This is a genomic window from Halovulum sp. GXIMD14794 (assembly GCF_054457455.1).
The window spans coordinates 629,445-650,249 of record NZ_JBTLNF010000003.1; the positions used below are offsets into that span (position 1 = coordinate 629,445).

Here is a 20,805-nt window from a genome sequence, read left to right on the forward strand (position 1 = left end):
TTGTGACAGTTCCGTGACAAAGGCAAATGCGCCCAAGCTCAGATCAGCCGTGACTTCGAGGTTGTTCGCTCTTGGTGCGCGACACAGGCCTTTGCGCGGGAAAGGGAGGAAATGCAATGACCAAAAAAACCAATATCGACAGACGCTCATTTCTTCGGAAATCTGCGTTGGCTGGCGGAGCAGTTGCGGGAGGCACGCTCGCCGCGCCCGCGGTCCTCGCCCAGGCACCCGTCGTCATCAAGATGCAGACGTCATGGGGTGCGGCCAACATCTGGCAGGAGTTCGCGCAGGACTACGCCGATCGGGTAGAGCAGATGTCGGGCGGCCGGCTCAAGATCGATCTGCTGCCCGCTGGCGCGGTCGTCGCGGCGTTCCAGGTGATGGACGCGGTCAACGACGGCGTTCTGGACGCGGCCCATTCCGTGACAGCCTACTGGTACGGCAAGACAAAGGCCGCATCGTTGTTCGGCACCGGCCCGGTTCTTGGCGCTTCGTCGCCCGCGATGCTTGGCTGGTTCTACGAGGGCGGCGGCGCCGAACTCTACCGTGAACTGACGCAGGATGTCCTTGGCCTCGATGTGGTCGGCTTCCTCGGCATGCCGATGTTCGCGCAACCTTTCGGCTGGTTCAAGGAGCCGGTCGCCGGCGTCGCAGATATCCAGGGCTTCAAGTACCGGACGGTCGGACTTGCCGCGGACCTCTTGCAGTCGATGGGCATGTCCGTCGCCCAGCTGCCGGGCGGCGAGATCGTTCCCGCGATGGAGCGGGGTGTCATCGACGCGTTCGAGTTCAACAACCCGTCGTCGGACAAGGATTTCGGCGCGCAGGACGTGGCGAAGAACTACTACCTGTCGTCCTATCATCAGGCTGCCGAGCAGTTCGAATTCATCTTCAACCGCTTCACCTACGAGGATCTCGAGCCCGATCTGCAGGCGATCCTGAAGTACGGTGTCGAGGCCTCGGCCACGGCGAACCTCAACAAGGCGATGCGTCGCTACTCGGACGACCTGCAGTGGCTTCAGAACGAAGCTGGCGTCACCGTTCATCGGACCCCGAAAGAGATCCTGGGGGCGCAGCTCGAAGCCTGGACGGAGATCCTTCCGGAACTGGAATCCGATCCGATGTTCAAGAAGATCGTCGACAGCCAGCGCGCTTGGGCGGAGAAGGTCGCGTTCTATGAACTGATGAACGCGCCGGACTATGCGCTCGCCTACGAGCACTTCTTCCCCGGCAAGCTGAAGCTCTGATCAGCTCCTGCGAACTCGCTCGCCCCGGCGCTCTCGCGTCGGGGCGGATTTGATCGAACCGGGGAAAAGCATGATTGGGTTCATCCGCTTTGCCGACAATTTGTCGGCGTGGTTTGGCAAGGCGTTCGCCTGGCTGATCGTCTTGATGGCCGTCGGGACCGGCTACGAAGTGTTCGTCCGCTACGTCCTCAACAGCCCGACGGCCTGGGCGCTGGACGTTTCGTTCATCATGTACGGCACGCTCTTCATGATGGGCGGGGCCTATACGCTCTCCCGCGGCGGACATGTGCGCGGCGATTTCCTGTATCGCCTTTGGCAGCCGCGGAACCAGGCCAAGATCGACTTCGTACTCTACATCATCTTCTTCTTCCCCGGCGTCATCGCCCTCGTCCTTTCGGGCTGGAAGTACGCTTCGCGCTCCTGGCAGTATGGAGAAGTGTCGGTCAACAGTCCGGCAGGCGTGCCGATCTACCAGTTCAAGACGATCATTGTGGCGGCGGGCATCCTCCTCTTCATTCAGGGCATCGCGCAGGTGATGCGGTGCATTCTGGCCATGCGGACCAACGAGTGGCTGGAGGCAGACGAGGATATCTTCGAAACCGAAGACCTGCTGATGCGTGAAGCCGACAAAGCCGAGACGGACCACCACATATGACCGATCCCCAGATCGCCCTGCTGATGCTGGGCCTTTTCATCGTATTCGTGTTCCTTGGCTTCCCCATCGCCTTCACGCTGATGGCTATGGGTATTGGCTTCGGCTACTACGCCTATTTCGACGAACGCCGCATGTGGCGTGACTATGATCGCCTAGACGAAACCGCGTCTGGGTGGGAGCAATGGTGGACGTGGCTCGAGGGTTTCATCAACAACCGAATATTCGACCTCTTCGTGAACCAGACCTTCACGGTGATGTCGAATGAAGTCCTGACCGCAGTGCCCCTGTTCCTGTTCATGGGGTACATCGTTGAGCGTGCGAACATCGTCGACCGGCTGTTCTCGACCCTGAACATCGCGTCCAAAAATGTTCCGGGGTCGATGGGCGTGGCGGCGCTTATCACATGTGCGCTTTTCGCGACGGCGACAGGGATCGTCGGCGCGGTCGTCACGCTCATGGGGTTGCTCGCGCTGCCTGCGATGCTCAAGGCGCGCTACAACCCTTCCTTCGCCTCGGGCATCATCTGCGCCGGCGGAACGCTGGGCATTCTGATCCCGCCCTCGATCATGCTGATCGTCTATGCCGCTGCCTCGAACGTCTCAATCGTGCGGCTCTATGCGGGCGCGCTGCTGCCGGGGCTGACCCTCGTCGGTCTCTATCTCGTGTACGTCATCGGCCGGTCGATCCTGCAACCGTCCGCAGCTCCGCGTCCCACATCAGACGAGGTGCCCGACGTGCCGATGGGCCGGCTCGTGATCATGATCCTGACGTCTTTCCTGCCGCTCGCGTTCCTGATCCTGGCGGTTCTCGGGTCGATCTTGTTCGGCCTGGCGACACCGACCGAAGCCGCGTCGATCGGCGCGCTGGGTGGGATACTGCTCGCGTTCGTCTACCGTGCGATGACCTGGCAGCGAATGCGCGAAAGCGTTTACCTGACGGTACGTACGACCGCGATGGTGTGTTGGCTATTCGTCGGGTCGTACACCTTCTCGGCCGTCTTTTCCTACCTCGGCGGCGAGCATGTCATTTCGGAGTTCGTTCAGGGGCTCGATCTGACGCCGGTTCAGTTCCTTATCCTTGCGCAGTTGATCATCTTCCTGCTCGGCTGGCCGCTTGAATGGTCGGAGATCATCATCATCTTCGTGCCGATCTTCCTGCCGCTCCTGCAGTTCTTCGATATCGACCCGCTGTTCTTCGGGATCCTCGTAGCGCTCAACCTGCAAACAAGCTTCCTGACGCCGCCAATGGCGATGTCGGCATATTATCTGAAGGGCATAGCGCCTCCAGAGGTGCGCCTGACTCAGATCTTCTCCGGCGTCATGCCCTTCCTGTTCTGCGTGATCCTGTCGATGGTGCTCATGTATATCTACCCGGATATCGTCTTCTATTTGCCCGAGTTGTTCTATGGAGGCTAAGGCGAGACGGCATCCTGCCGAGGCGCTTGTTTCACTGCCGGTCGCAGAGTTGCGCGACCGGCTGGCCGCCGGGGCGCTGTCGGCGCTGGAACTGACCGAAGCGTACATCGCCCGGATCGAGGCCATGGAGCCGCAGGTGCAGGCCTGGGAATGGTACGACGCCGATTACGCCCGGCAACAGGCGAGGGCACTCGACGCCTACCGGAACTCGGGCCGCCCGATAGGTCCGCTGCACGGGATCCCGGTCGGATTGAAGGACATCATCGACACCCTGCGAATGCCGACCAGGAACGGCTGCGCGGTTGATTCCGGAAGAATGCCAAAGCACGACTCCTTTGTTGCGGAGCGCCTCAAGGCGGCGGGGGCGATCATCCTTGGCAAGACGGTCACCACGGAACTGGCGCTCATGCATCCCGGGAAGACCCGCAATCCCCACAACACCGGTCACACGCCCGGAGGATCGTCCTCCGGTTCTGCCGCCGCCGTAGCGGCCGGCATGGTACCGCTTGCCGTGGGCACCCAGACGAACGGCTCGGTGATCCGACCTGCAGCGTATTGCGGGATCGCGGGGTTCAAGCCCAGCTTCGGCGCAATTTCTCGCAGAGGCGTGTTGATGCAGTCGCCAAGTCTCGACACAGTCGGTGTTTTCGCCGCCGATCCCATGGGGGCTGCGATCCTCGCGGAGGTGCTTTTCGGCCACGACCAAGGTGATCCTGCCACGGCGCCGTCACCACACCCAGACCTGTCGACGACCGCGGCGTCCGACCCGCCGTTGAAGCCTGTCTTCGCCGTGGTTCGGCCCCCCGGTTGGAGCGATGCAGACCAAGCCACCAAGGATGCCATCACAGAAATGGTCTCTGCTCTTGGCGACCAGGTCTTCGAAGTTCCGTTACCGAATGCTTTCGAGCAGGCCGTGACGGAGCATCGGCGCATCAGCTACGCAGAGATGTCGCGCTGCTATTATCGGTATTGGCGCGATGCGAAGAGTACGCTCGCCCCCGAAACGATAGCGGCGCTCGAAGAGGGGAACGGCATTCTCGCACGCGACTATCTTGCGGCACTCGACTGGAAGACGGTGCTGAATGCCGCCTTGGACGAGATTTTCGAACGGTGCGATGCTATCCTCTGTCCGGCGGCACCGGGGCCGGCACCTGAAGGGTTGGACACGACGGGAGATCCGGTCTTCAACGGCCTGTGGACCCTCTGCGGAACACCGACCGTAACGCTCCCGCTTTTCACGGCCCCGAATGGCCTGCCGATGGGCATACAACTCGTTGGAGCCCGCGGGAACGACTCACGCCTTCTTCGTACAGCCCGCTGGCTGTTCGACTGGGTCGATCAGCAATCTGGTTCCGGGAGCTAATGGAATGAATCGCTTTCTTGCTCTGCTCGCCTTTCTCGTTTTCTGCGGGTTTGTCGGTATTCTCGTCTTCGCGGTCCCAAGCCCGGACCTCGTGATCGTTGTCGTCTTCACTGTGCTTCTTGTGGCTTATGATTTCGCGACATCGAGCGGCAACAAGAGCTAGCGCCCTGCTACCGCGCCGGGGCATTCCCCGGTGGGTTTCCACAGAGGGCCGCAAGTCCATTAGCGCGGGGGAAACGAAGCGATAAGGCCCGGGGCGCAATCTGCTCTCCATGCCGGATGCGCAATCGAAGGCAACCCCACAAGCCTCGAGCATGGCAGCGGCGTGGTACTCCCCACTTGACGTGGTGCCAAACAATCCTGAGCCGGAGGACACATGATAAACGCCCTGACGATTTTTCTCCTGTGCCAGTTCGCCGGCGAAGTTGTCGCTGCGTTCACCGGCTCATCGGTTCCGGGGCCCGTCATCGGGATGGGCCTGCTCCTTGCCCTGTTTCTTGCCTTCGATCGGCTGGTTGCCTTGGTCCGGCCGACTGCGACGGCACTACTAGCCAATCTGTCCCTGCTTTTCGTACCGGCCGGGGTAGGGATCGCGGCCCACCTGTCCGAACTCGGGCCCTCCGCGCTCGGACTTTTCATCGCCATCCTCGTCTCCACCGTTCTCGCCATATGCGCGGGCGCGTGGACCTTCATGGCGGTCGCGAGGTTGACGGGAGACCGCCTTGACTGAACTGGGCACATTCTGGAGCTACCTCACCGAGGGGCCGCTCCTCTGGCTTCTGCTGACACTTCTCGCCTACGCGCTGGGCCAGGCTCTGAACCGCGCCACCAACGGATCTTCGCTGGCGAACCCAGTTCTCATCGCTGTCGCCGCCCTTGGCAGCGCCCTCTACTTCACTTCGACGCCCTACGACGTCTATTTCGAGGGGGCGCAGTTCGTACACTTCCTGTTGGGGCCCGCTACGGTGGCCTTGGCCCTGCCGCTCTATGACAACATCTCGCGTCTCAGGGCATCGCTCCTTCCGATCGTCGCCAGCGTGGCAGTAGGCTCGACGGTTGCGTGTCTTTCCGCTCTCCTGATCGCCTGGGCCCTCGGAGTGGGGGACACGGAACTCGCCTCACTGGCGCCGAAATCGGCCACCGCCCCCGTGGCTATCGGCATCGCGGAGCGCATCGGCGGGCTGCCCACTCTCACGGCGCTGCTCGTCATACTGACCGGGATCACAGGAGCAGTCGTCGCGACGCCGCTGCTCAACGCGATCCGAGTACGGGACTGGCGCGCAAGAGGTCTCTCCGTCGGTACTGCGAGCCATGGCATCGGCACGGCACGAGCTCTTGAGGTGAACCCGATCGCCGGAGCCTTCGCGGGGTTGGGCATGGCGCTGAACGCAGTCGTGACAGCCCTCGTTGCGCCACTTATTTTGAGAACATTTCTCGAGATCGTTCCCTGAGTGGACAAGGGTAGGGATCAGTTTATGGGCCATAACTCCCGGACGAGCACGTCGTAGTCTCCCCCCACCGCCGGTCAGGCGGGCCCTCGGTTCTGGAACGAAATTGCAGATTGCCGCGGTCTGAAGGTCTAAGTCAGGGACTTAAGAAGCATTTCCCTTAGCGGCAACGCCGCGCGCAGACGGCTTGCCAACAAGAACATGCCGCCAAGTTTCCTTTGAAGGTAAAGGACATCCATGTGGAGCGTCGGGGGCGCATAGCCTGCCTCTGCGAGAGCGATTCCCTTTTCGTTCAAGCGGTTGGACAGGGTCATGTCGGTGAAGTCGAAATCATCGGCACGGTCCAGAGCATCGAATACTGTCTTGATCATCCCGAGAATGTCTTCATCAAACCGACCTCCGCCTTCGACGAAACGAAGTTTCATGGCTGCATCGCGCAACTGCGCGTCATCATGAGAAAACCCAGCGCGTATAAGTTGACGATAACACTCAGTAATCCACGGATCGAGGTGCCTTGTAGCGCCGAAATCGAGCAGGATGATCTTTCCCGTTTCCGGATTGTAGCGGTAGTTCGCGAAGTTCGGATCGCTCTGAAGCGTGTTGAACTCGAAGATCTCGCGCAGCGTGAGGTCGATCAGCGCCGCTGTAATCCGATTGCGTTCGCGCTGCTCGGTGTAGGCGGCCGCTTCGATCGGATGCCCGTCAAGGTAGGACATCGTGAGGACCTCGCTTGTGCTCCAATCCTCGTGGTACGCGGGCACTGCGAAGACCTCGCTGTCGGAAAGCAGCTCTGCGAAATGACGCAGATGGGCACCTTCGTGCGCGTAATCAGTTTCTTCGTGCAGCTGCTTTCGAGCTTCCTCCATATAGGGAGCCAGATCGAAGCCGTCCGGTAAGAGGCCGGACATCCTGACCAGTGTGCCGACGTTGGAAACATCGCTGTCGATGCTGCGGGAGATGCCGGGGTATTGGACCTTTATCGCGACGTCCCGCCCATCGTTCAGTCGCGCGCGATGAACTTGGCCAATGCTGGCTGCGGCGATAGGGCGGGGGTCGAAAGACTCGAATTCGCGAAGCCAGTCTGGTCCCCAGTTTTTTGTGAGGACATGTTTCAGCTGTCTCGGCGGCATGAAATGGGCCTGGTCCCGCAGCCGGGCCATGATGTCCGCCAATTCCGGCGGCAACACCTCGCCCGCGTCCATGGAGATGAGCTGCCCGACTTTCATCGCGGCGCCGCGCATCCGGGCGAGTTCATCAGCCATTCGACGCATGTTTCGCGGCGTCATCAGGAGGTTGCGCATGTCCGGGCGCGCGCCGCGGCCGGCATCTCCGAGAGCCTGCAAGGCCATGTTGCCTGCAATACCGGCGGTCATGGTCCCGAGACGCATGAACCGATTGAGCCGGCCCGATGGGACGGGAAGGGGACGGCGTGAGTGAGAACGCCAGGTCATTCTGAACCGCCAAGTTTAGCGGGTATTGACCGGTGCCACCGTAGTGGAGCGGCTTCCATGACCGAAAAGCGCATCACCAGTGCTCCGTTCCTGCGGCGCCCTTGATGCGCCCGCGGAGGTTCTCCGTAACCCAGCCGCCATAGAAGTCGCCCGGCTGCGGTGTCACCCTGGTGTCGCCCACGAAGCAGTCATCCATCAGAGCAGCGTAGAACGCGATGTGGCCAGCCAGACTAGCGTAGCCGGCCGTCGGCCTGACGTAACTCCATGCAGCACGCGGCGCGGCAACTCCATTCAGTGTGACATCAAGATATTCGGCGGTGCCCTTCCACTCGCAGATAGAACGCCCCGGCGCGGAGGTCAGCGTCGCATGCACATCGCCAGGGGGCAGGTAGTAGGTTGGTGCATGGTGGGTTTCGAGAACGCGATAGGCGTGTATCGTTTCCGCCACAAGTCCGCCGCCAAGAAAGACGCGTAGTCTCTGGGGAACCTGCTCGAGCGTGGGCGGGCGCGGGTAGCCTTGAACGTTCTCCACTGGAAGCGCAGTCATATCAGCCCCGCTTTCCACAGGATCTCGGGGATCTTCTTCTTCACCTTGAAGAACCCCGCCGTGGCGTGAGGCCAGATGAGTTCGTCCCAGCCGCGCCGCCATTCTGTAAGGGCGATTCCTTTCGCCTCGAGGGCAGGCCGGGCCTTGCCTACCCAGTCAGACAAGGGCCCGACGGGAACATAGGGCATCGCAACCTGGCGCGCGCCGGCAGCCTCTGCCCATACGGCAAGCAGGTTCGGGTCGGCTGCAGGCCGGGCGGTCGCATCGACCCCGGCACGGCTCGCGGCATCGCGAAGTGCTCCCGCTTCGAATTCGTTGACCCGGGCCGACACCTTGCGCGGAGACCTCAGATGACTGGACGACAGCATGACGGCTGCGCGGATGTCGAGCGTGTTGATATCGAAATCCTCGAGGGTGCAGTCATCCTCGGTGAAAACCAGGATCGTCGGCACTCGGAGATTCGGCGCATGGGGGGCACGGAGCGGGCTAACCGGGGGCAGTCCATCCGGCTCTTCGCCGAGCGGTGCGGAAACCGTGGGCGTTAGATCTTCATCACGCGGCGAAAGGCGGTCGCTTGTGAACTCCGCTATGTTCGCGGCTGTTGCCATGTAAGCCTTGCCGGGTGTGTGGAGCCCCGCGACCCAGCGCCAGCTGCAGGTGTTCGAAGCAGGATCTCCATCCAGAAGATGTCTGTGGAAGAAGTCCGCCCCGATCCGCCACGGCAAACCGAAGGTGAATATCCATATCGAGGCGAACCACATTCGAGCGTGATTGTGCAAATAGCCTGTTTCGACCAGTTCGCGGGACCAAGCATCAAAGCAGTCGAGGCCGGTGTTTCCGCTTTCAGCGGCATCGATCTTTCGACGCAGAGCGCCGTCCGCTTCGAGCGCCCCTAGGTCTGTGTGTAGGCCTTCTGCATACCGCGTCCAGATGATGGGCCGGTGCTCCAGCCAACCCTTGAAGTAGGTGCGCCATAGCACCTCCTGAACGAACTTCTGTGCGGTTTTGGGCCCATGCTGGGCCAATGCGATCGCGACGACCTCTTGTTCCGTGATGAGACGCCGACGAATGTACGGGGAAAGGCGGGAGACGTCATCATGACGCCCGGGACCATGATCGTAATTCCGCCGGGCCTCATATTCGAGGCCCATCCGGCTCTTGAAGCTCTCGACACGGCGGTAGGCCTGATCGCGAGTGGCCTGTTCTGGAGACACGGTTTCCTCCTTGTCACGACCGCGAAGCTGTTCTGAAGGATCGGCCTTTCAATACTCCTGCGACACCGGTGCTCTGTCGCGCTGTGAAACAACTAAATCGCCTAACCTCTCGGTGCGGATGGATTAGACAGGCGCGCGCTGATTTCGTTGCGACATTATGGTGCGCTCGCGAGCGTTGCCCCCCATATGTCGCGGCCTACATGAGTTTCAGAAATTACTGAAAATAGAGAACGCAATGCCGACGCATGTAGAGAAGGAGTTCATCCTTCACTTCGGAGAAATGGGTTCGCGGTGGGGGATCAATCGCACCGTGGGTCAGATCTATGCGCTGCTGTTCCTCGCGCCCGAACCGCTCTGCGCGGACGATATATGCGAGGCGCTCGGGTTCTCGAGATCCAACGTCTCCATGGGTCTCAAGGAGTTGCAAGCCTGGAACCTCGTGCGGCTACGTCATGTTGACGGGGATCGCCGCGATCACTTCACCACGCCGGAAGATCTGTGGGAGATTGTCCGGACCCTGATTGCGGAGCGCAAGAAACGCGAAATCGACCCGACGCTGACCAAGTTGCGCGCATTGGAACTCGAAGGCGGAGACGCGGATGACTACGCGCTCCACCGCATGCGCGAGTTGCGAAATCTTATCGAGACCCTTGCCGGTTTCTACGACGATATGGAGCGACTGGAGACCACGCGTCTCGTCGGGCTCCTGAAGACCGGGCGGCGCCTGTCCGAACTGGTGTCCGCGACTGGCCAACTCATTCCCCTGAACCGCCTCAAAGGCGAGAAAGACCGCTCATGATGGACGCACTGCTGCTGTCGCGGATCCAGTTCGCGGCGAACATATCCTTCCACATCCTGTTCCCTACGATCACCATCGCGCTGGGATGGGTGCTTCTGTTCTTCAAATTGCGCTACACGCGAACCGGCGAGATGCGCTGGATGGAAGCCTACCGTTTCTGGGTGAAGATCTTCGCCCTGTCGTTCGCGATGGGCGTCGTATCCGGCATCACGATGTCTTTCCAGTTCGGCACCAACTGGCCCGGCTTTATGGAGACGATCGGGAACATCGCCGGCCCGCTGCTCGCCTACGAGATCCTGACGGCGTTTTTCCTCGAAGCAGCTTTCCTCGGGATCATGCTGTTCGGTTTCCGTCGTGTGCCGGGATGGCTCCACACGCTTGCGACCTTCCTGGTGGCATTCGGCACCACCATGTCCGCTTTCTGGATCCTGGTCTTGAACTCCTGGATGCACACACCCGCCGGTTTCGAGATGCGCGATGGCGTGGCCCATGCCACCGACTGGTTGGAAATCATCTTCAATCCTTCGATGCCCTACAGGCTGACGCACATGCTCCTCGCCTCGGGGCTCACCGTGGCCTTCCTCATGGCGGGCATATCCGCATTCCGTTGGTTGCGTGGGGATCGCGGTGCCGAAGTACGCACCACGCTCCGGACCGGCATCCTGCTCGGGGCGGCGCTCATTCCGCTCCAGATCGTTGCAGGCGACATGCACGGGCTGAATACCCTCGAGCATCAGCCAGCCAAAGTGGCGGCGATGGAGGGCAATTGGGACACCGGGGGCAACGTGCCGCTCCTGCTGTTCGCGCTGCCGGACGAAGACATGCGCAGCAACCGGTTCGAGCTTGGCGTACCGAACGGTGCGAGCCTGATCCTGAAGCATCATGCAGATGGTGTGGTGCCCGGCCTGAACGATTTCGTCGCGGAGGATGGTTCGCCCCTGCACCCGCGTGTCGCCCCGGTATTCTGGTCATTCCGGGTCATGGTGGGCACAGGTGTCGCGATGCTGCTGGTCAGCTGGTTCGCGGTGGCGATGATGGTGCGCAGGGTTCCGGGAGCGACCGGAAGCTGGAGGGCCACGCGGCGCGGGCTCGACGCGTTGCCGAAGATGCTTGTCGTCGCACTCGTGGGGATGACCTTTGCCGGCTGGATAGCAACGCTCGCGGGCTGGTATGTGACGGAGATCGGTCGTCAGCCCTGGCTTGTGACCGGCGTTCTGACCACCGAGGCTGCCGTAGCAGATGTGCCGGGCAGCATGGTCCTGTCCACACTGCTTGCCTACCTGGCCGTCTACGCAGGGTTGCTCGCTGCCTATGTGGGCGTGCTCTTCCACCTGGCGCGCAAGGCGGCCGGCACCGCCGGCCCAGTAGCGCCGGCGCCGATCCTTCAACCGGCGGAGTAATCTTATGCTGACGCTTTTCGGTGACCCGGCGGTCTGGCTGCCTCTTGCCTTCGCGGCGCTCATGGGCCTGTCGATCCTCGTTTACGTGATCCTCGACGGGTTCGACCTTGGGGTGGGGCTGCTTTCGCCCCTCGCAACCGACCAGGAGCGCGACCGGATGGTCGCCTCCATCGGCCCGTTCTGGGATGCGAACGAGACCTGGCTCGTCCTCGCGATTGGCCTGCTCCTAGTCGCGTTCCCGACCGCGCACGGGATGATTTTGTCGAGCCTCTACCTGCCTGTTGCGGTCATGCTCGTCGGACTGATCCTGCGCGGCGTCGCGTTCGAGTTTCGAGTGAAAGCGCCTCTTGGGCACAAGGCAAGCTGGGACCGGGCCTTTTTTGCCGGCTCGCTGATGACGTCCCTCTCGCAGGGCTTCATGCTCGGCATGTACATCATGGGTCTAGATCGCACGCTTTTTAGCTACGGCTTCGCCACGCTGACGGCGATATTCCTGACCGTGGGGTACAGTTTCATCGGCGCGACGTGGCTGATCTACAAATGTGAAGGAGGGCTTCAGGACAAGGCTGCGAAATGGGCGAGGCGCGGTATCTGGGGCGTGCTGGGCGGCGTGGCGGCAATCTCGCTAGCCACTCCGGCGGTCTCGCCTCGGATTTTCGAGCGATGGTTCTCGTTTCCCGACATGCTGTTCCTGGCGCCGCTGCCGCTGACCTTCATGGCAATCGCCGGGCTTCTATTGCTCGTTCTCCGCGGTCTGCCTGCCAAGGATGACGCGTTCGCGATGCTGCCGTTCGCCGCGACGGTTCTGCTGTTCGCATTGGCCTTCTTCGGGCTCGCCTACTCGTTCTATCCCTACGTGGTTCCGGAGCAGTTGACCTTGTACAAAGCGGCTGCCGCGCCCGAGAGCCTGATCATCATCCTTGTTGGAGCGGCAGTCGTGCTGCCGGTGATCATCGGCTATTCGGTATTGGCGTACACGGTGTTTCGCGGCAAGGCGACCGAGCTGCGCTATGACTGAGATTCCACTCCGTCTCCGTCGCTGTCTCGGCGCGGTTCCACGGGGTGAGCAGCAGTTCCGGTGCTCTCGAATGCCGTCAGGTTCGCAATCGTCGTCTCGGCGATCGCGGCCAAAGCCTCGCGCGTGAAGAACCCCTGGTGTCCGGTGATCAGGACGTTCGGAAAGGTCAGAAGCCGGGCAAACACGTCGTCCGGGATGATCTTGTCCGAGAGATCTTCGAAGAACAGGCCGCCTTCCTCTTCGTAGACGTCGAGGCCGAGGCTCCCGAGATGCCCCGACTTCAGCGCCCGGATCGCCGCGCGGGTATCGACCACTGCGCCGCGGCTGGTGTTCACCAGCATCGCCCCCGGTTTCATCTTCGCCAGCGCGGCATCGTCGATCAGGTGGTGCGTATCCGGCGTCAGGGGACACTGGAGCGTGACGACATCGCTCGCGGCCAGCAAATCGTCCACAGAGACATATCTGACCCCGAGCCCGGTGCACTCCGCGTTCGGCGATGGGTCGAAGGCCAAGATCTCGCAGCCGAACCCGGTCATGATCCGCGCGAGGACGGTGCCGATCAGCCCGGTCCCCACGATACCCACGGTCTTCCCGTTCAGGTCGAAGCCCATCAGCCCGTCGAGATCGAAATTGCCCTCGCGGACCCGATTCCAGGCACGATGGGTCTTGCGGTTGAGCGTGAGGATCAGCGCGACGGCGTGCTCGGCCACCGCGTGTGGCGAGTAGGCTGGCACCCGGCCGACGACGATCCCGGCGCGTTCCATCGCATCGAGATCGACATGGTTGAACCCGGCCGAGCGGAGCGCGACGAAACGGATGCCCTCAGCGGCCAGTTGCGCAACCACCTCGGCCGAGAGGTCATCGTTCACGAACGCGCAGACCGCCTCGGACCCTTGGGCGAGACGCGCGGTCTCGGCGGTCAGTTTCGCCTCGAAGAACGAGAGATCGTGACCCTCCGCCTCATTCGCTTCGGCGAGCGAGCTTTGGTCGTAGGGTTTGGCGGAGAAGACGGCGACACGCAAAGAGACCTACCGATTTCCGAGTTCGAGGACGTGCGTGATCGCAGCCTGACCGGCGGCTTGGGTCAACCCCGGAATCACCCCGGCAAGGAGCATCGGCAATTACCTGTCCATTTCGAACCTGAACGCGATGCCTGTTTGTCGCGAACCGAACCTGGTCAGCCTCGCGTGAACCCGGCCTCGAGGGCGCGTCTTTCTTCATCGTCTTCTTCGCGGTCACTTTCGCGAGCGCTTTGGTCTTCCAGCGCCTCCTCGAGCTCCGCAATGTCTGGGGTATGGAAGATACGCGCCGCCATCATGAGATCCGTCCACATCGGAACGAGTAGCATGTTCGTCTCCATGGTCTGGTGTTGTCGGTTCAGGCGTTTGCAGTGCCGCGGTTCAGCGTCCGCAACAGGCCTTCGTAGAGCGCCAGTTCGTCTTTCAACCTGAGCTTCTCGCGCTTCAGAGAACTGAGCTCCGTCGTATCAAGAAGCGGCCTACGCTGTTCCCTCGAAACATGGTCGTCGAGTTCCCGATGCCGCCGGCGAACGGCGTCGACCTTCGCCGAGAGGGCTTCAGTTGTGATCCGTGGGTGTATTGTCATCTGTGGTCCTCCTCTGCATGCATTGTTGCGCGGCTTCCCGCGGTGACTTCGTTTCCTGTTTATGAGAGGTGGGATTGGTGGGTTGACTGTGCCATCCTATGTAACAAGGAAATCCAATCGGAAATTCCTATCGTCATGGATCGCCAGCCAACCCTCAAACAGTTGCGGTACTTCGTGGCCCTCGCCGAGGCGGGTCACTATCGCCGGGCCGCCGAATTGGTAGGGATCAGTCAGCCGTCGCTCAGCCTGCAGATCGCCAACCTTGAAGAGACGCTTGGGCTGAGGCTGGTGGAACGCGGTAGGGCCGGGGCCGTGCTTACGCCAGCCGGGCGCGAGGTTCTGGCGCGCGCCCAGAGCATCTTGTCGGAAGTCTCTCTGCTGACCGAGACGTCGGAGCGGCTGACGCAGGGCCTTGCGGGGACGTTCAGGCTGGGCGCCTCGGCGACGTTGGGGCCGTACCTGCTGCCGAGCGTCGTGCGTGAACTGCACCAAGGCTATCCGTCGCTTCGGCTGTTCATCAGCGATGGAGCGCCGCGTGACCTCGAGGACGATCTGCTCGCCGGGCGGCATGATATCATTCTCACCCAGCTTCCGATCCGGTCATCTGAAACCACGGTCGCCCGCCTGTTCCGGGAACCGCTCCGGCTTGCCGTGGCGCGGGATCACCGTCTCGCGGCAGCCACGCGGGTCTCCGACGCGGATCTAGCCGAGGAGAGCCTGCTGACATTGTCGAGCCGGTTCACGCTTCATGCGCAGATATCAGAGATCGCGCACGAGGTCGGTGCGAACCTGCGGCAGGACTACGAGGGCACCAGTCTCGATGCGATCCGCCAGATGGTCGCCATGAACATGGGGGTGGCGTTTCTGCCGGCGCTTTACGTCCACTCCGAGATTGCCGAGCCGGACGGGGATGTCGCGCTTGTGCCGTTCCGCCCGGGCCGCTTTACCCGTTCGATCGGATTGGTATGGCGCAAGACGGTCGGCAACAGCGCTGGCTTCGCGGAACTGGCGGAGGTCATCCGGTCCGTCACACGGGACCGGTTTGCCGGGCTAGTCCAATTGGAAGCGGCTGCGCCGCGCTGAAAGCAACTCGGCAAGCAATCGCTCCGGCACTGGTATTCCTGCCAGCTGCCGTCGGAGAACGTTGCGAGATAGGCGTAGATGTCCTCCATTCCGTTGCGCAGCTTGAACGTCATCTTCCCGCGCGCGCTCGGATCGTCGAGATACTCGCGCAGGAATGCCGTCGGATCCTGCACGTAGGCGGAAAAGCTTTCTTCGTCCCACGCCAGCCCGGCTTCGCCTGCGTCGACCATCGCATCCGAGTATTGGGCGAATTCCGCTTGCGAGCCGGCAGTGCGGCCGATGACGCCGTAGAGGTTCGGGCCGACCTTTCCGCCTTTCTGGATTTCTTCTCCATCCGGGCTTGCGATCATGTGGCAGGAGCGGCACTGGCGGAAGATCTTCTCTCCTTCGTCGGCGCTTCCCTACGCCTGCACCCTGGAATGACCGAGGAGCAGTTGTCCGGCGGCGTGGACATCACCCGCTCGCTTTCGGCGGGCAGGCTATGCCAGAGCCGGGGTTTGCTGTGCGCCGAAACTGCGACCTACCTAATGCCCATGGCGGAGAGGACGCCGCGTGCGCTGGCAGCAAGACTGGCTGCGGTCCTTGATGCGCGAGAAGGAAGCGTGCTGATCGCGCTCGACGAGGGTATCGACGACGAGGCCCTGCCGGATTGCCTTTCCGAGCGGTTGGCGTTTCAGGTGATGCTGGATGACGGTGGCGGGTTCACCGAATTTTCTCCGTTTGCAATTGGCGGTGATCCGCGAAGTCTGTCCACCGTGGAGGTGCCGGACGAGACGCTGAAGAGTGTTGTGGGCCTGGCTCGGCAGCTTGGAATCCTCAGGATGCGCCCGGTGCTGCAGGCCGTGCGCGCTGCGCGTGCATCAGCCGCACTGGCAGGCCGGGCGCGTGTAGAAGAGGAAGATCTGATCCTGGCGACACAACTCGTGCTGGCGCCGAGAGCTATGCATCTACCTGAACCGGAAGACGGTCCCGATGCATCAACAACAGATCCGGCGTCGGAGGAGCAACCCGAGGTTGCCAAAGGCGAGAGCGTGCCCGAGAACGTCTTGCTGGAGGCGATCTCCGCCGTGCTGCCCGAAGAGGTATTGGCCCGGTTGCGTCAGTCGCGCCCTGGTCAAGGACTGGCGAGCGGATCCGGCAGCGGCGAGCGTATGCGCGGCAATCGCCGCGGGCGTCCTCTTCCGTCTCGCCCTTATCGCGGAGGTCAGAGCGCGAGGATCGACCTCGTGGCCACCCTGCGCGCCGCGGCTCCATGGCAGATGCTCAGGCGCGGGCAAGGCGCGGTTTCGGGGCACCTGGTTCAGGTGCGACCTGCGGACATCCGCTATGCGCGCCACGAAGATCGGAGTGATCGGCTCTTGGTGTTTGCCGTCGACGCGAGCGGTTCCGCCGCGGCAAGCCGCTTGGCCGAGGCGAAAGGGGCCGTCGAGTACCTTCTCGCCGAAGCTTACGCCCGTCGCGACCATGTCGCGCTGATCGCCTACCGGGGAGACCGGGCGGAAGCGCTGCTGCCGCCCACGCGTTCGCTGGTTCAGGCGCGCCGCAATCTTGCGGCTCTGCCCGGTGGCGGAACAACACCGCTTGCGAGCGGACTGGAGGCGGCACTGCGAACGGCTCTGGCCGGGCGGGGCAGGGGGATGACCCCTGCAATAGTGCTTCTCGCGGAGGGACGCGCAAACATGCCGAGAGTTGGCGTTCCGGACCGAGAGAACGCGTTCCGCGATGCGCTCGGAGTAGCCGACGCGATCCGGGCAAAGAGCGTAGAGACGTTGGTGGTTGATGTGAGCCGTCGCCCGCAGCCCCAATTGCAGGATCTGGCTGTGCGCTTGAGCGCGGTCTACGCACCCCTTCCGGTGAGTGACGCGCGTCGCCTGTCGCGGCTGGTGGCTGACGAGCTCGGCTGATGGACTGGGCCAGATACTCAGCAGTCTGGCCGAACGCCGAGTGCAGCCGCTTCCTCGATGTCGCGCCGCACCGCTGGCACGTTCAGGAAGCCGGCATCGGGAAATGCATTCTCCTGCTGCACGGGGCCGGGGCGAGCACACATACCTGGGCCGGAATGTTTCTGCCGCTTGCGCAACATGGAAAGGTTTTCGCGCTCGACCTGCCGGGGCAGGGCTTCACGGTGCGAGGTCGCAACAGGCGGTGCGGTCTTCCCGAGATGGCTGCAGACATTCGCGCTCTGCTCGAAGCCGAGTCTCTGACGCCCACCACGATTATCGGTCATTCCGCCGGTGCGGCCATCGCGTTGGAAATCGCGCGTTCGATGCCCGGCGTCCGTCGGGTGATCAGTCTGAACGGTGCGCTCGAAGGATTTGGCGGCCTGGCGGGGATCCTTTTCCCGGTGATGGCACGGCTCTTGTCGCTGACACCATTGCCCGCCGCGGCCTTCGCGCGGATCTGTTCGTCAAGAGGCCAGGTGCGCAGACTTGTGGAAGCGACGGGGAGCCGGATCCCCGAGTGCCAACTCACTTGCTACCGGGCTTTGATATCCGACCGCGCCCACGTCGACGCAACTCTCGAGATGATGGCGGACTGGGAGCTCGGCGACCTCATACAGGTCTTGCCGAGCCTTGAAATCCGCACCGTGTTTCTCGTCGGTACTAGGGATAGAACCGTTCCACCGAGCGTTTCCGGTCGCGCTGCGTCGCGTATGCCTGACGCCGAAGTCATTTCACTCGACGGTCTCGGACATCTCATGCAAGAAGAGGATCCGAAGACCGTTCTGGATCATGTGCTTCCTGTCGTGGGTGATGGGCTTAGCAGGTCTTGTTTTTGACGGACCCACCATCCTAAGCGCGGCCCAAAGTAATTCCTTTGCCACCTCGCCTGGTCGCCATCAGGTGGAGAATGCTCAAGGCGGACCATCAGCCGGCAGCGAAGCACTATGGAGCCTTTGAGGCGAGGTTGTCTGCCGTGGCCGGACCGCTCGAATCTACTCGGGGAAACGTCCGTCTCGGCGTGGCCCGCGTTGTAATGAAGTGTCGAAAGTCGCGCGCCAGTTTGGTCGCGGTCCTAGAAGAATAAAATCTACCCTCTGGGGCTGTTTTTGCTCAGGTCCAGCGGATCTCTCCGCAACCGCTCGGCGATATCCTCGTCCAGTGGGGTGTCGAAGGTGTTAAGGATGAAGCCGAGGGTCGAGTAAAAACCTACCGTCGCAAAGAGATCGAAGATTGCCGTGTTCCCGAATCGGCGAGAAAGGTCTTCGACAACGGTTTTTGACAGCCTAGCTGTTTCGAAGAGCTCATCGACGGCAGTCGAGACAAGCCTGTCGGGCGCAGACATCGCGTCTACTGGCCCGAGGATCGCGGCGATGCGTGAGTCGTCAAGGCCGCGCCTGCGGGCGCGCTCGATGTGCTGGTTGAGTTCATAGGACGATCCGAGACGATGTCCCGTTCTCAGTATCGCCACCTCGGAGAATTCAGGTCCAAGGGATGTCTGGTTGACGACATGCTCGCGCAGAGGTGCCCAGGACCGCAACAATTCCGGGTGATGGGCCATGGTCCGGTAGACGTTAAGGCGCCCGGCGAAGCCGTCGCGCAGGTCGGCGACGCTCTCCGGCCAGGCGTCATCGGGAATCGGGTCGAAAGTGGATTCGGATGTCATGGTTGGTAGCAATATCAAGACGGGCCAAGGATTTGGCGTTGGGCCTTCCCCGGCGCGCAGGACAGCCAAGACATTCGTCGAGTTAATTGTCCAGCAAGACCCTGTTCCTCAGGTCGGGATCGTCGATCTCACCAGTTCCTGGTTCGCTTTGGGGGCAACAGTACATCATCGGGCAGGAACAGGTGTGACTGACCAATTCTGGCAGATGCCATTTCCGCATTGGCCTACAGGCTAGTCCACCGGGTCAGGTTCACCGCAGCAGCACGGTAAGATGTTCGACATGGTGGTTCCCCCTCATTGCCAAGCATTCTCGGTTCCTGTCCGTTTCCTCCCCCAGTGATGCACGACAGAACTGGGCGCGGTGGATGCCGCGCCCAGTCGCCTGCGAGCTCTATTCAGCGGCGTGCGGGATTTCGGCTCTGACCGCGTCGGCCAAAGCGGCTTCGAAGATGGACATGCCTTCTTCGATGATTGCATCCGAGGCCGTGAGAGGCACCATGATCCGAACTGCGTTGCCGTGCATCCCGCAAGACAGCAAGATCAATCCGCGCTCGAGAGCGTTTGCGATGACCGACTTGGTCAGCGTCGCATCCGGTGTCGCTGTATCGAAATCGGTAACGAATTCGACCGCCAGCATCGCGCCTATGCCGCGGATATCCCACATGCGGTAGGGGGCGACGCGCGCGCCTATGTCGGCAAAGCGCTCGCGGAGCGTCTGACCCAACGCGGTCGAGCGCGCAAGCAGCCCTTCTGTCTCGATGGCTTCGATCGCGGCGAGGGCTGCCGCACAGGCTACCGGGTTACCCCCATAGGTGCCGCCGAGACCGCCCGGCGCCATCGCGTCCATGACCTCGGCCCGGCCGACGACGCCGGCAACGGGGTAGCCGCCGGCAACGCTCTTGGCGAAGGTGATGAGGTCAGGGGCGACTCCCGAATGCTCGATGGCGAACCAGGTGCCGGTGCGGCCAAAGCCCGCCTGAATCTCGTCGGAGATCAGCAAGATGCCGTGCTTGTCGCAGACCGCGCGAAGCCCCTGCCAGAGTTCGGTCGGGACCGGATGGTATCCACCTTCGCCCAGTACAGGTTCGAGAATGATTGCTGCGACCCGGTCGGGCTGAGCGTCGGTCAGGAACAGCGTCTCGAGGGCACGAAGCGAATCCTCGACCGTGATCCGGTCGCGCTGGCTGGGGAAGGGCACGCGGAAGATGTCACCCGGGAAGGGGCCCGCGTCCTTCTTGTAAGGGTTCATTTTGCCCGTGAGCCCGAGGGTAAGGAGGGTGCGGCCGTGGTAGCCCGCGGTGAAGGCGATGACGCCGGGGCGGCCGGTCGCTGCTCGCGCGATCTTGACGGCGTTCTCGACTGCTTCTGCCCCGGTGGTCACCAGAAGCGACTTCTTGGTGAAATCACCGGGTGCGAGCGCGTTGATCCGCTCGGCCAGCGCGACATAGGGCTCGTAGGGGATCACTTGGAACGAGGTGTGCGTGAAGCGGTCTTCCTGGGCTTTCGCGGCTTCGACCACCTTAGGGTGGCGATGCCCGGTGTTCAGAACAGCGATACCGCCTGCAAAGTCGATATAGCGTTTGCCCTCGACATCCCAAAGCTCGGCGTTCTCGGCGTGCTTGGCGAATACCGGAGCAGCAGAGGCGACGCCGCGCGCGACCGCGGCCTCGCGGCGCGCCCAAAGGGCTGCATTGGTGCTGCTGGCATCTACGGCAGGCACTTCGGTCTGGACCGGCGCGACCTGCTTTGCAGGCTTATTCGCGCGCGATTTGACGGGCTTTTTTGGGGCTGTGGCCATTGCGATTCTCCTCGCGACAGGTGCGTTGAGAATTATTAGTACGTGTCTATTATTCTTGTCAAATGCCACGCCATCAGCGATTCAGAATTCCCTGTCTGGTGTATAAACGTGATAAATCAGTGGGTTAAACTTCTTGACCGAATGCCGATCCGCCGT

21 protein-coding genes are annotated in these 20,805 nt (G+C 62.1%); 13 read left to right on the forward strand and 8 right to left on the reverse strand.

Features of this window, described 5'->3' with window-relative positions; all coding sequences use genetic code 11:
* The first annotated feature begins 116 nt into the window (after positions 1–116).
* The 7 genes from ACW9UR_RS05260 to ACW9UR_RS05290 all read left to right on the forward strand — a co-directional run bounded on the left by ACW9UR_RS05260 (position 117) and on the right by ACW9UR_RS05290 (position 6,131).
* The gene (locus ACW9UR_RS05260) at positions 117–1,247 is read left to right on the forward strand and encodes a TRAP transporter substrate-binding protein (RefSeq protein ID WP_458915866.1); all 1,131 of its coding nucleotides are present in this window, start codon (positions 117–119) and stop codon (positions 1,245–1,247) included.
* A 70-nt stretch (positions 1,248–1,317) separates the two neighbouring features.
* Complete coding sequence (locus ACW9UR_RS05265; protein WP_458915867.1) at positions 1,318–1,902, forward strand: TRAP transporter small permease subunit; 585 nt, start codon at positions 1,318–1,320, stop codon at positions 1,900–1,902.
* Positions 1,899–3,317, forward strand: coding sequence for a TRAP transporter large permease (locus ACW9UR_RS05270; RefSeq protein ID WP_458915868.1), 1,419 nt, complete (start codon positions 1,899–1,901; stop codon positions 3,315–3,317). Before ACW9UR_RS05265 ends, ACW9UR_RS05270 begins: the two co-directional genes overlap by 4 nt.
* The gene (locus ACW9UR_RS05275; RefSeq protein ID WP_458915869.1) at positions 3,307–4,680 is read left to right on the forward strand and encodes an amidase; all 1,374 of its coding nucleotides are present in this window, start codon (positions 3,307–3,309) and stop codon (positions 4,678–4,680) included. The genes ACW9UR_RS05270 and ACW9UR_RS05275 overlap by 11 nt, the downstream gene beginning before the upstream one ends.
* Before the next feature lie 4 nt (positions 4,681–4,684).
* Positions 4,685–4,843 carry a hypothetical protein gene (locus ACW9UR_RS05280; RefSeq protein ID WP_458915870.1) on the forward strand — a complete coding sequence of 53 codons (159 nt, stop codon included), beginning with the start codon at positions 4,685–4,687 and terminating at the stop codon, positions 4,841–4,843.
* Between the two features lie 213 nt (positions 4,844–5,056).
* Complete coding sequence (locus tag ACW9UR_RS05285) at positions 5,057–5,410, forward strand: CidA/LrgA family protein (protein ID WP_458915871.1); 354 nt, start codon at positions 5,057–5,059, stop codon at positions 5,408–5,410.
* Positions 5,403–6,131, forward strand: coding sequence for an LrgB family protein (locus ACW9UR_RS05290; RefSeq protein ID WP_458915872.1), 729 nt, complete (start codon positions 5,403–5,405; stop codon positions 6,129–6,131). The genes ACW9UR_RS05285 and ACW9UR_RS05290 overlap by 8 nt, the downstream gene beginning before the upstream one ends.
* Before the next feature lie 128 nt (positions 6,132–6,259).
* Here the strand turns inward: ACW9UR_RS05290 and ACW9UR_RS05295 are convergent, their stop codons facing one another.
* The 3 genes from ACW9UR_RS05295 to ACW9UR_RS05305 all read right to left on the reverse strand — a co-directional run bounded on the left by ACW9UR_RS05295 (position 6,260) and on the right by ACW9UR_RS05305 (position 9,340).
* Positions 6,260–7,501: an ABC1 kinase family protein gene (locus ACW9UR_RS05295; protein WP_458915873.1), complete on the reverse strand. Its 1,242-nt coding sequence runs from the start codon at positions 7,499–7,501 to the stop codon at positions 6,260–6,262.
* Between the two features lie 151 nt (positions 7,502–7,652).
* Complete coding sequence (locus ACW9UR_RS05300) at positions 7,653–8,126, reverse strand: DUF427 domain-containing protein (protein WP_458915874.1); 474 nt, start codon at positions 8,124–8,126, stop codon at positions 7,653–7,655.
* Positions 8,123–9,340 carry an FAD-binding domain-containing protein gene (locus ACW9UR_RS05305; RefSeq protein ID WP_458915875.1) on the reverse strand — a complete coding sequence of 406 codons (1,218 nt, stop codon included), beginning with the start codon at positions 9,338–9,340 and terminating at the stop codon, positions 8,123–8,125. Before ACW9UR_RS05305 ends, ACW9UR_RS05300 begins: the two co-directional genes overlap by 4 nt.
* A 235-nt stretch (positions 9,341–9,575) precedes the next feature.
* On the opposite strand from ACW9UR_RS05305, the gene ACW9UR_RS05310 reads away from it, so the two are divergent.
* The 3 genes from ACW9UR_RS05310 to ACW9UR_RS05320 are packed head-to-tail and all read left to right on the forward strand — an operon-like array spanning position 9,576 to position 12,557.
* Positions 9,576–10,139 (forward strand): GbsR/MarR family transcriptional regulator, encoded by a 564-nt coding sequence (locus tag ACW9UR_RS05310; RefSeq protein ID WP_458915876.1) that lies wholly within the window; start codon positions 9,576–9,578, stop codon positions 10,137–10,139.
* Positions 10,136–11,539 carry a cytochrome ubiquinol oxidase subunit I gene (locus ACW9UR_RS05315; RefSeq protein ID WP_458915877.1) on the forward strand — a complete coding sequence of 468 codons (1,404 nt, stop codon included), beginning with the start codon at positions 10,136–10,138 and terminating at the stop codon, positions 11,537–11,539. Before ACW9UR_RS05310 ends, ACW9UR_RS05315 begins: the two co-directional genes overlap by 4 nt.
* Before the next feature lie 4 nt (positions 11,540–11,543).
* Entirely contained in the window at positions 11,544–12,557 is a 1,014-nt protein-coding gene (locus ACW9UR_RS05320; protein WP_458915879.1) for a cytochrome d ubiquinol oxidase subunit II, read from the forward strand.
* Here ACW9UR_RS05320 and ACW9UR_RS05325 read toward each other — a convergent pair.
* From ACW9UR_RS05325 to ACW9UR_RS05335, 3 genes are all read right to left on the reverse strand, one after another.
* Positions 12,548–13,579 (reverse strand): 2-hydroxyacid dehydrogenase, encoded by a 1,032-nt coding sequence (locus ACW9UR_RS05325; protein ID WP_458915880.1) that lies wholly within the window; start codon positions 13,577–13,579, stop codon positions 12,548–12,550. The two genes, ACW9UR_RS05320 and ACW9UR_RS05325, sit on opposite strands and share 10 nt — an antisense overlap.
* Positions 13,580–13,734: 155 nt before the next feature.
* Complete coding sequence (locus ACW9UR_RS05330) at positions 13,735–13,905, reverse strand: hypothetical protein (RefSeq protein ID WP_458915881.1); 171 nt, start codon at positions 13,903–13,905, stop codon at positions 13,735–13,737.
* A 29-nt stretch (positions 13,906–13,934) separates the two neighbouring features.
* Positions 13,935–14,162: a YdcH family protein gene (locus ACW9UR_RS05335; protein WP_458915882.1), complete on the reverse strand. Its 228-nt coding sequence runs from the start codon at positions 14,160–14,162 to the stop codon at positions 13,935–13,937.
* Between the two features lie 135 nt (positions 14,163–14,297).
* Here ACW9UR_RS05335 and ACW9UR_RS05340 point away from each other — a divergent pair, with 135 nt between their 5' ends.
* The 3 genes from ACW9UR_RS05340 (at position 14,298) to bchO (ending at position 18,024) form a co-directional block, all read left to right on the forward strand.
* The gene (locus tag ACW9UR_RS05340) at positions 14,298–15,245 is read left to right on the forward strand and encodes a LysR substrate-binding domain-containing protein (RefSeq protein ID WP_458915883.1); all 948 of its coding nucleotides are present in this window, start codon (positions 14,298–14,300) and stop codon (positions 15,243–15,245) included.
* A 242-nt stretch (positions 15,246–15,487) separates the two neighbouring features.
* Positions 15,488–17,149, forward strand: coding sequence for a VWA domain-containing protein (locus ACW9UR_RS05345; RefSeq protein ID WP_458915884.1), 1,662 nt, complete (start codon positions 15,488–15,490; stop codon positions 17,147–17,149).
* Positions 17,149–18,024 carry an alpha/beta fold hydrolase BchO gene (gene bchO, locus ACW9UR_RS05350; protein WP_458915885.1) on the forward strand — a complete coding sequence of 292 codons (876 nt, stop codon included), beginning with the start codon at positions 17,149–17,151 and terminating at the stop codon, positions 18,022–18,024. The genes ACW9UR_RS05345 and bchO overlap by 1 nt, the downstream gene beginning before the upstream one ends.
* A 251-nt stretch (positions 18,025–18,275) precedes the next feature.
* On the opposite strand, the gene ACW9UR_RS05355 is transcribed toward bchO, so the two are convergent.
* Positions 18,276–18,851 (reverse strand): carboxymuconolactone decarboxylase family protein, encoded by a 576-nt coding sequence (locus tag ACW9UR_RS05355; RefSeq protein ID WP_458915886.1) that lies wholly within the window; start codon positions 18,849–18,851, stop codon positions 18,276–18,278.
* Positions 18,852–19,242: 391 nt separating this feature from the next.
* The gene (gene gabT / locus ACW9UR_RS05360; protein ID WP_458915887.1) at positions 19,243–20,649 is read right to left on the reverse strand and encodes a 4-aminobutyrate--2-oxoglutarate transaminase; all 1,407 of its coding nucleotides are present in this window, start codon (positions 20,647–20,649) and stop codon (positions 19,243–19,245) included.
* Between the last annotated feature and the right edge of the window lie 156 nt (positions 20,650–20,805).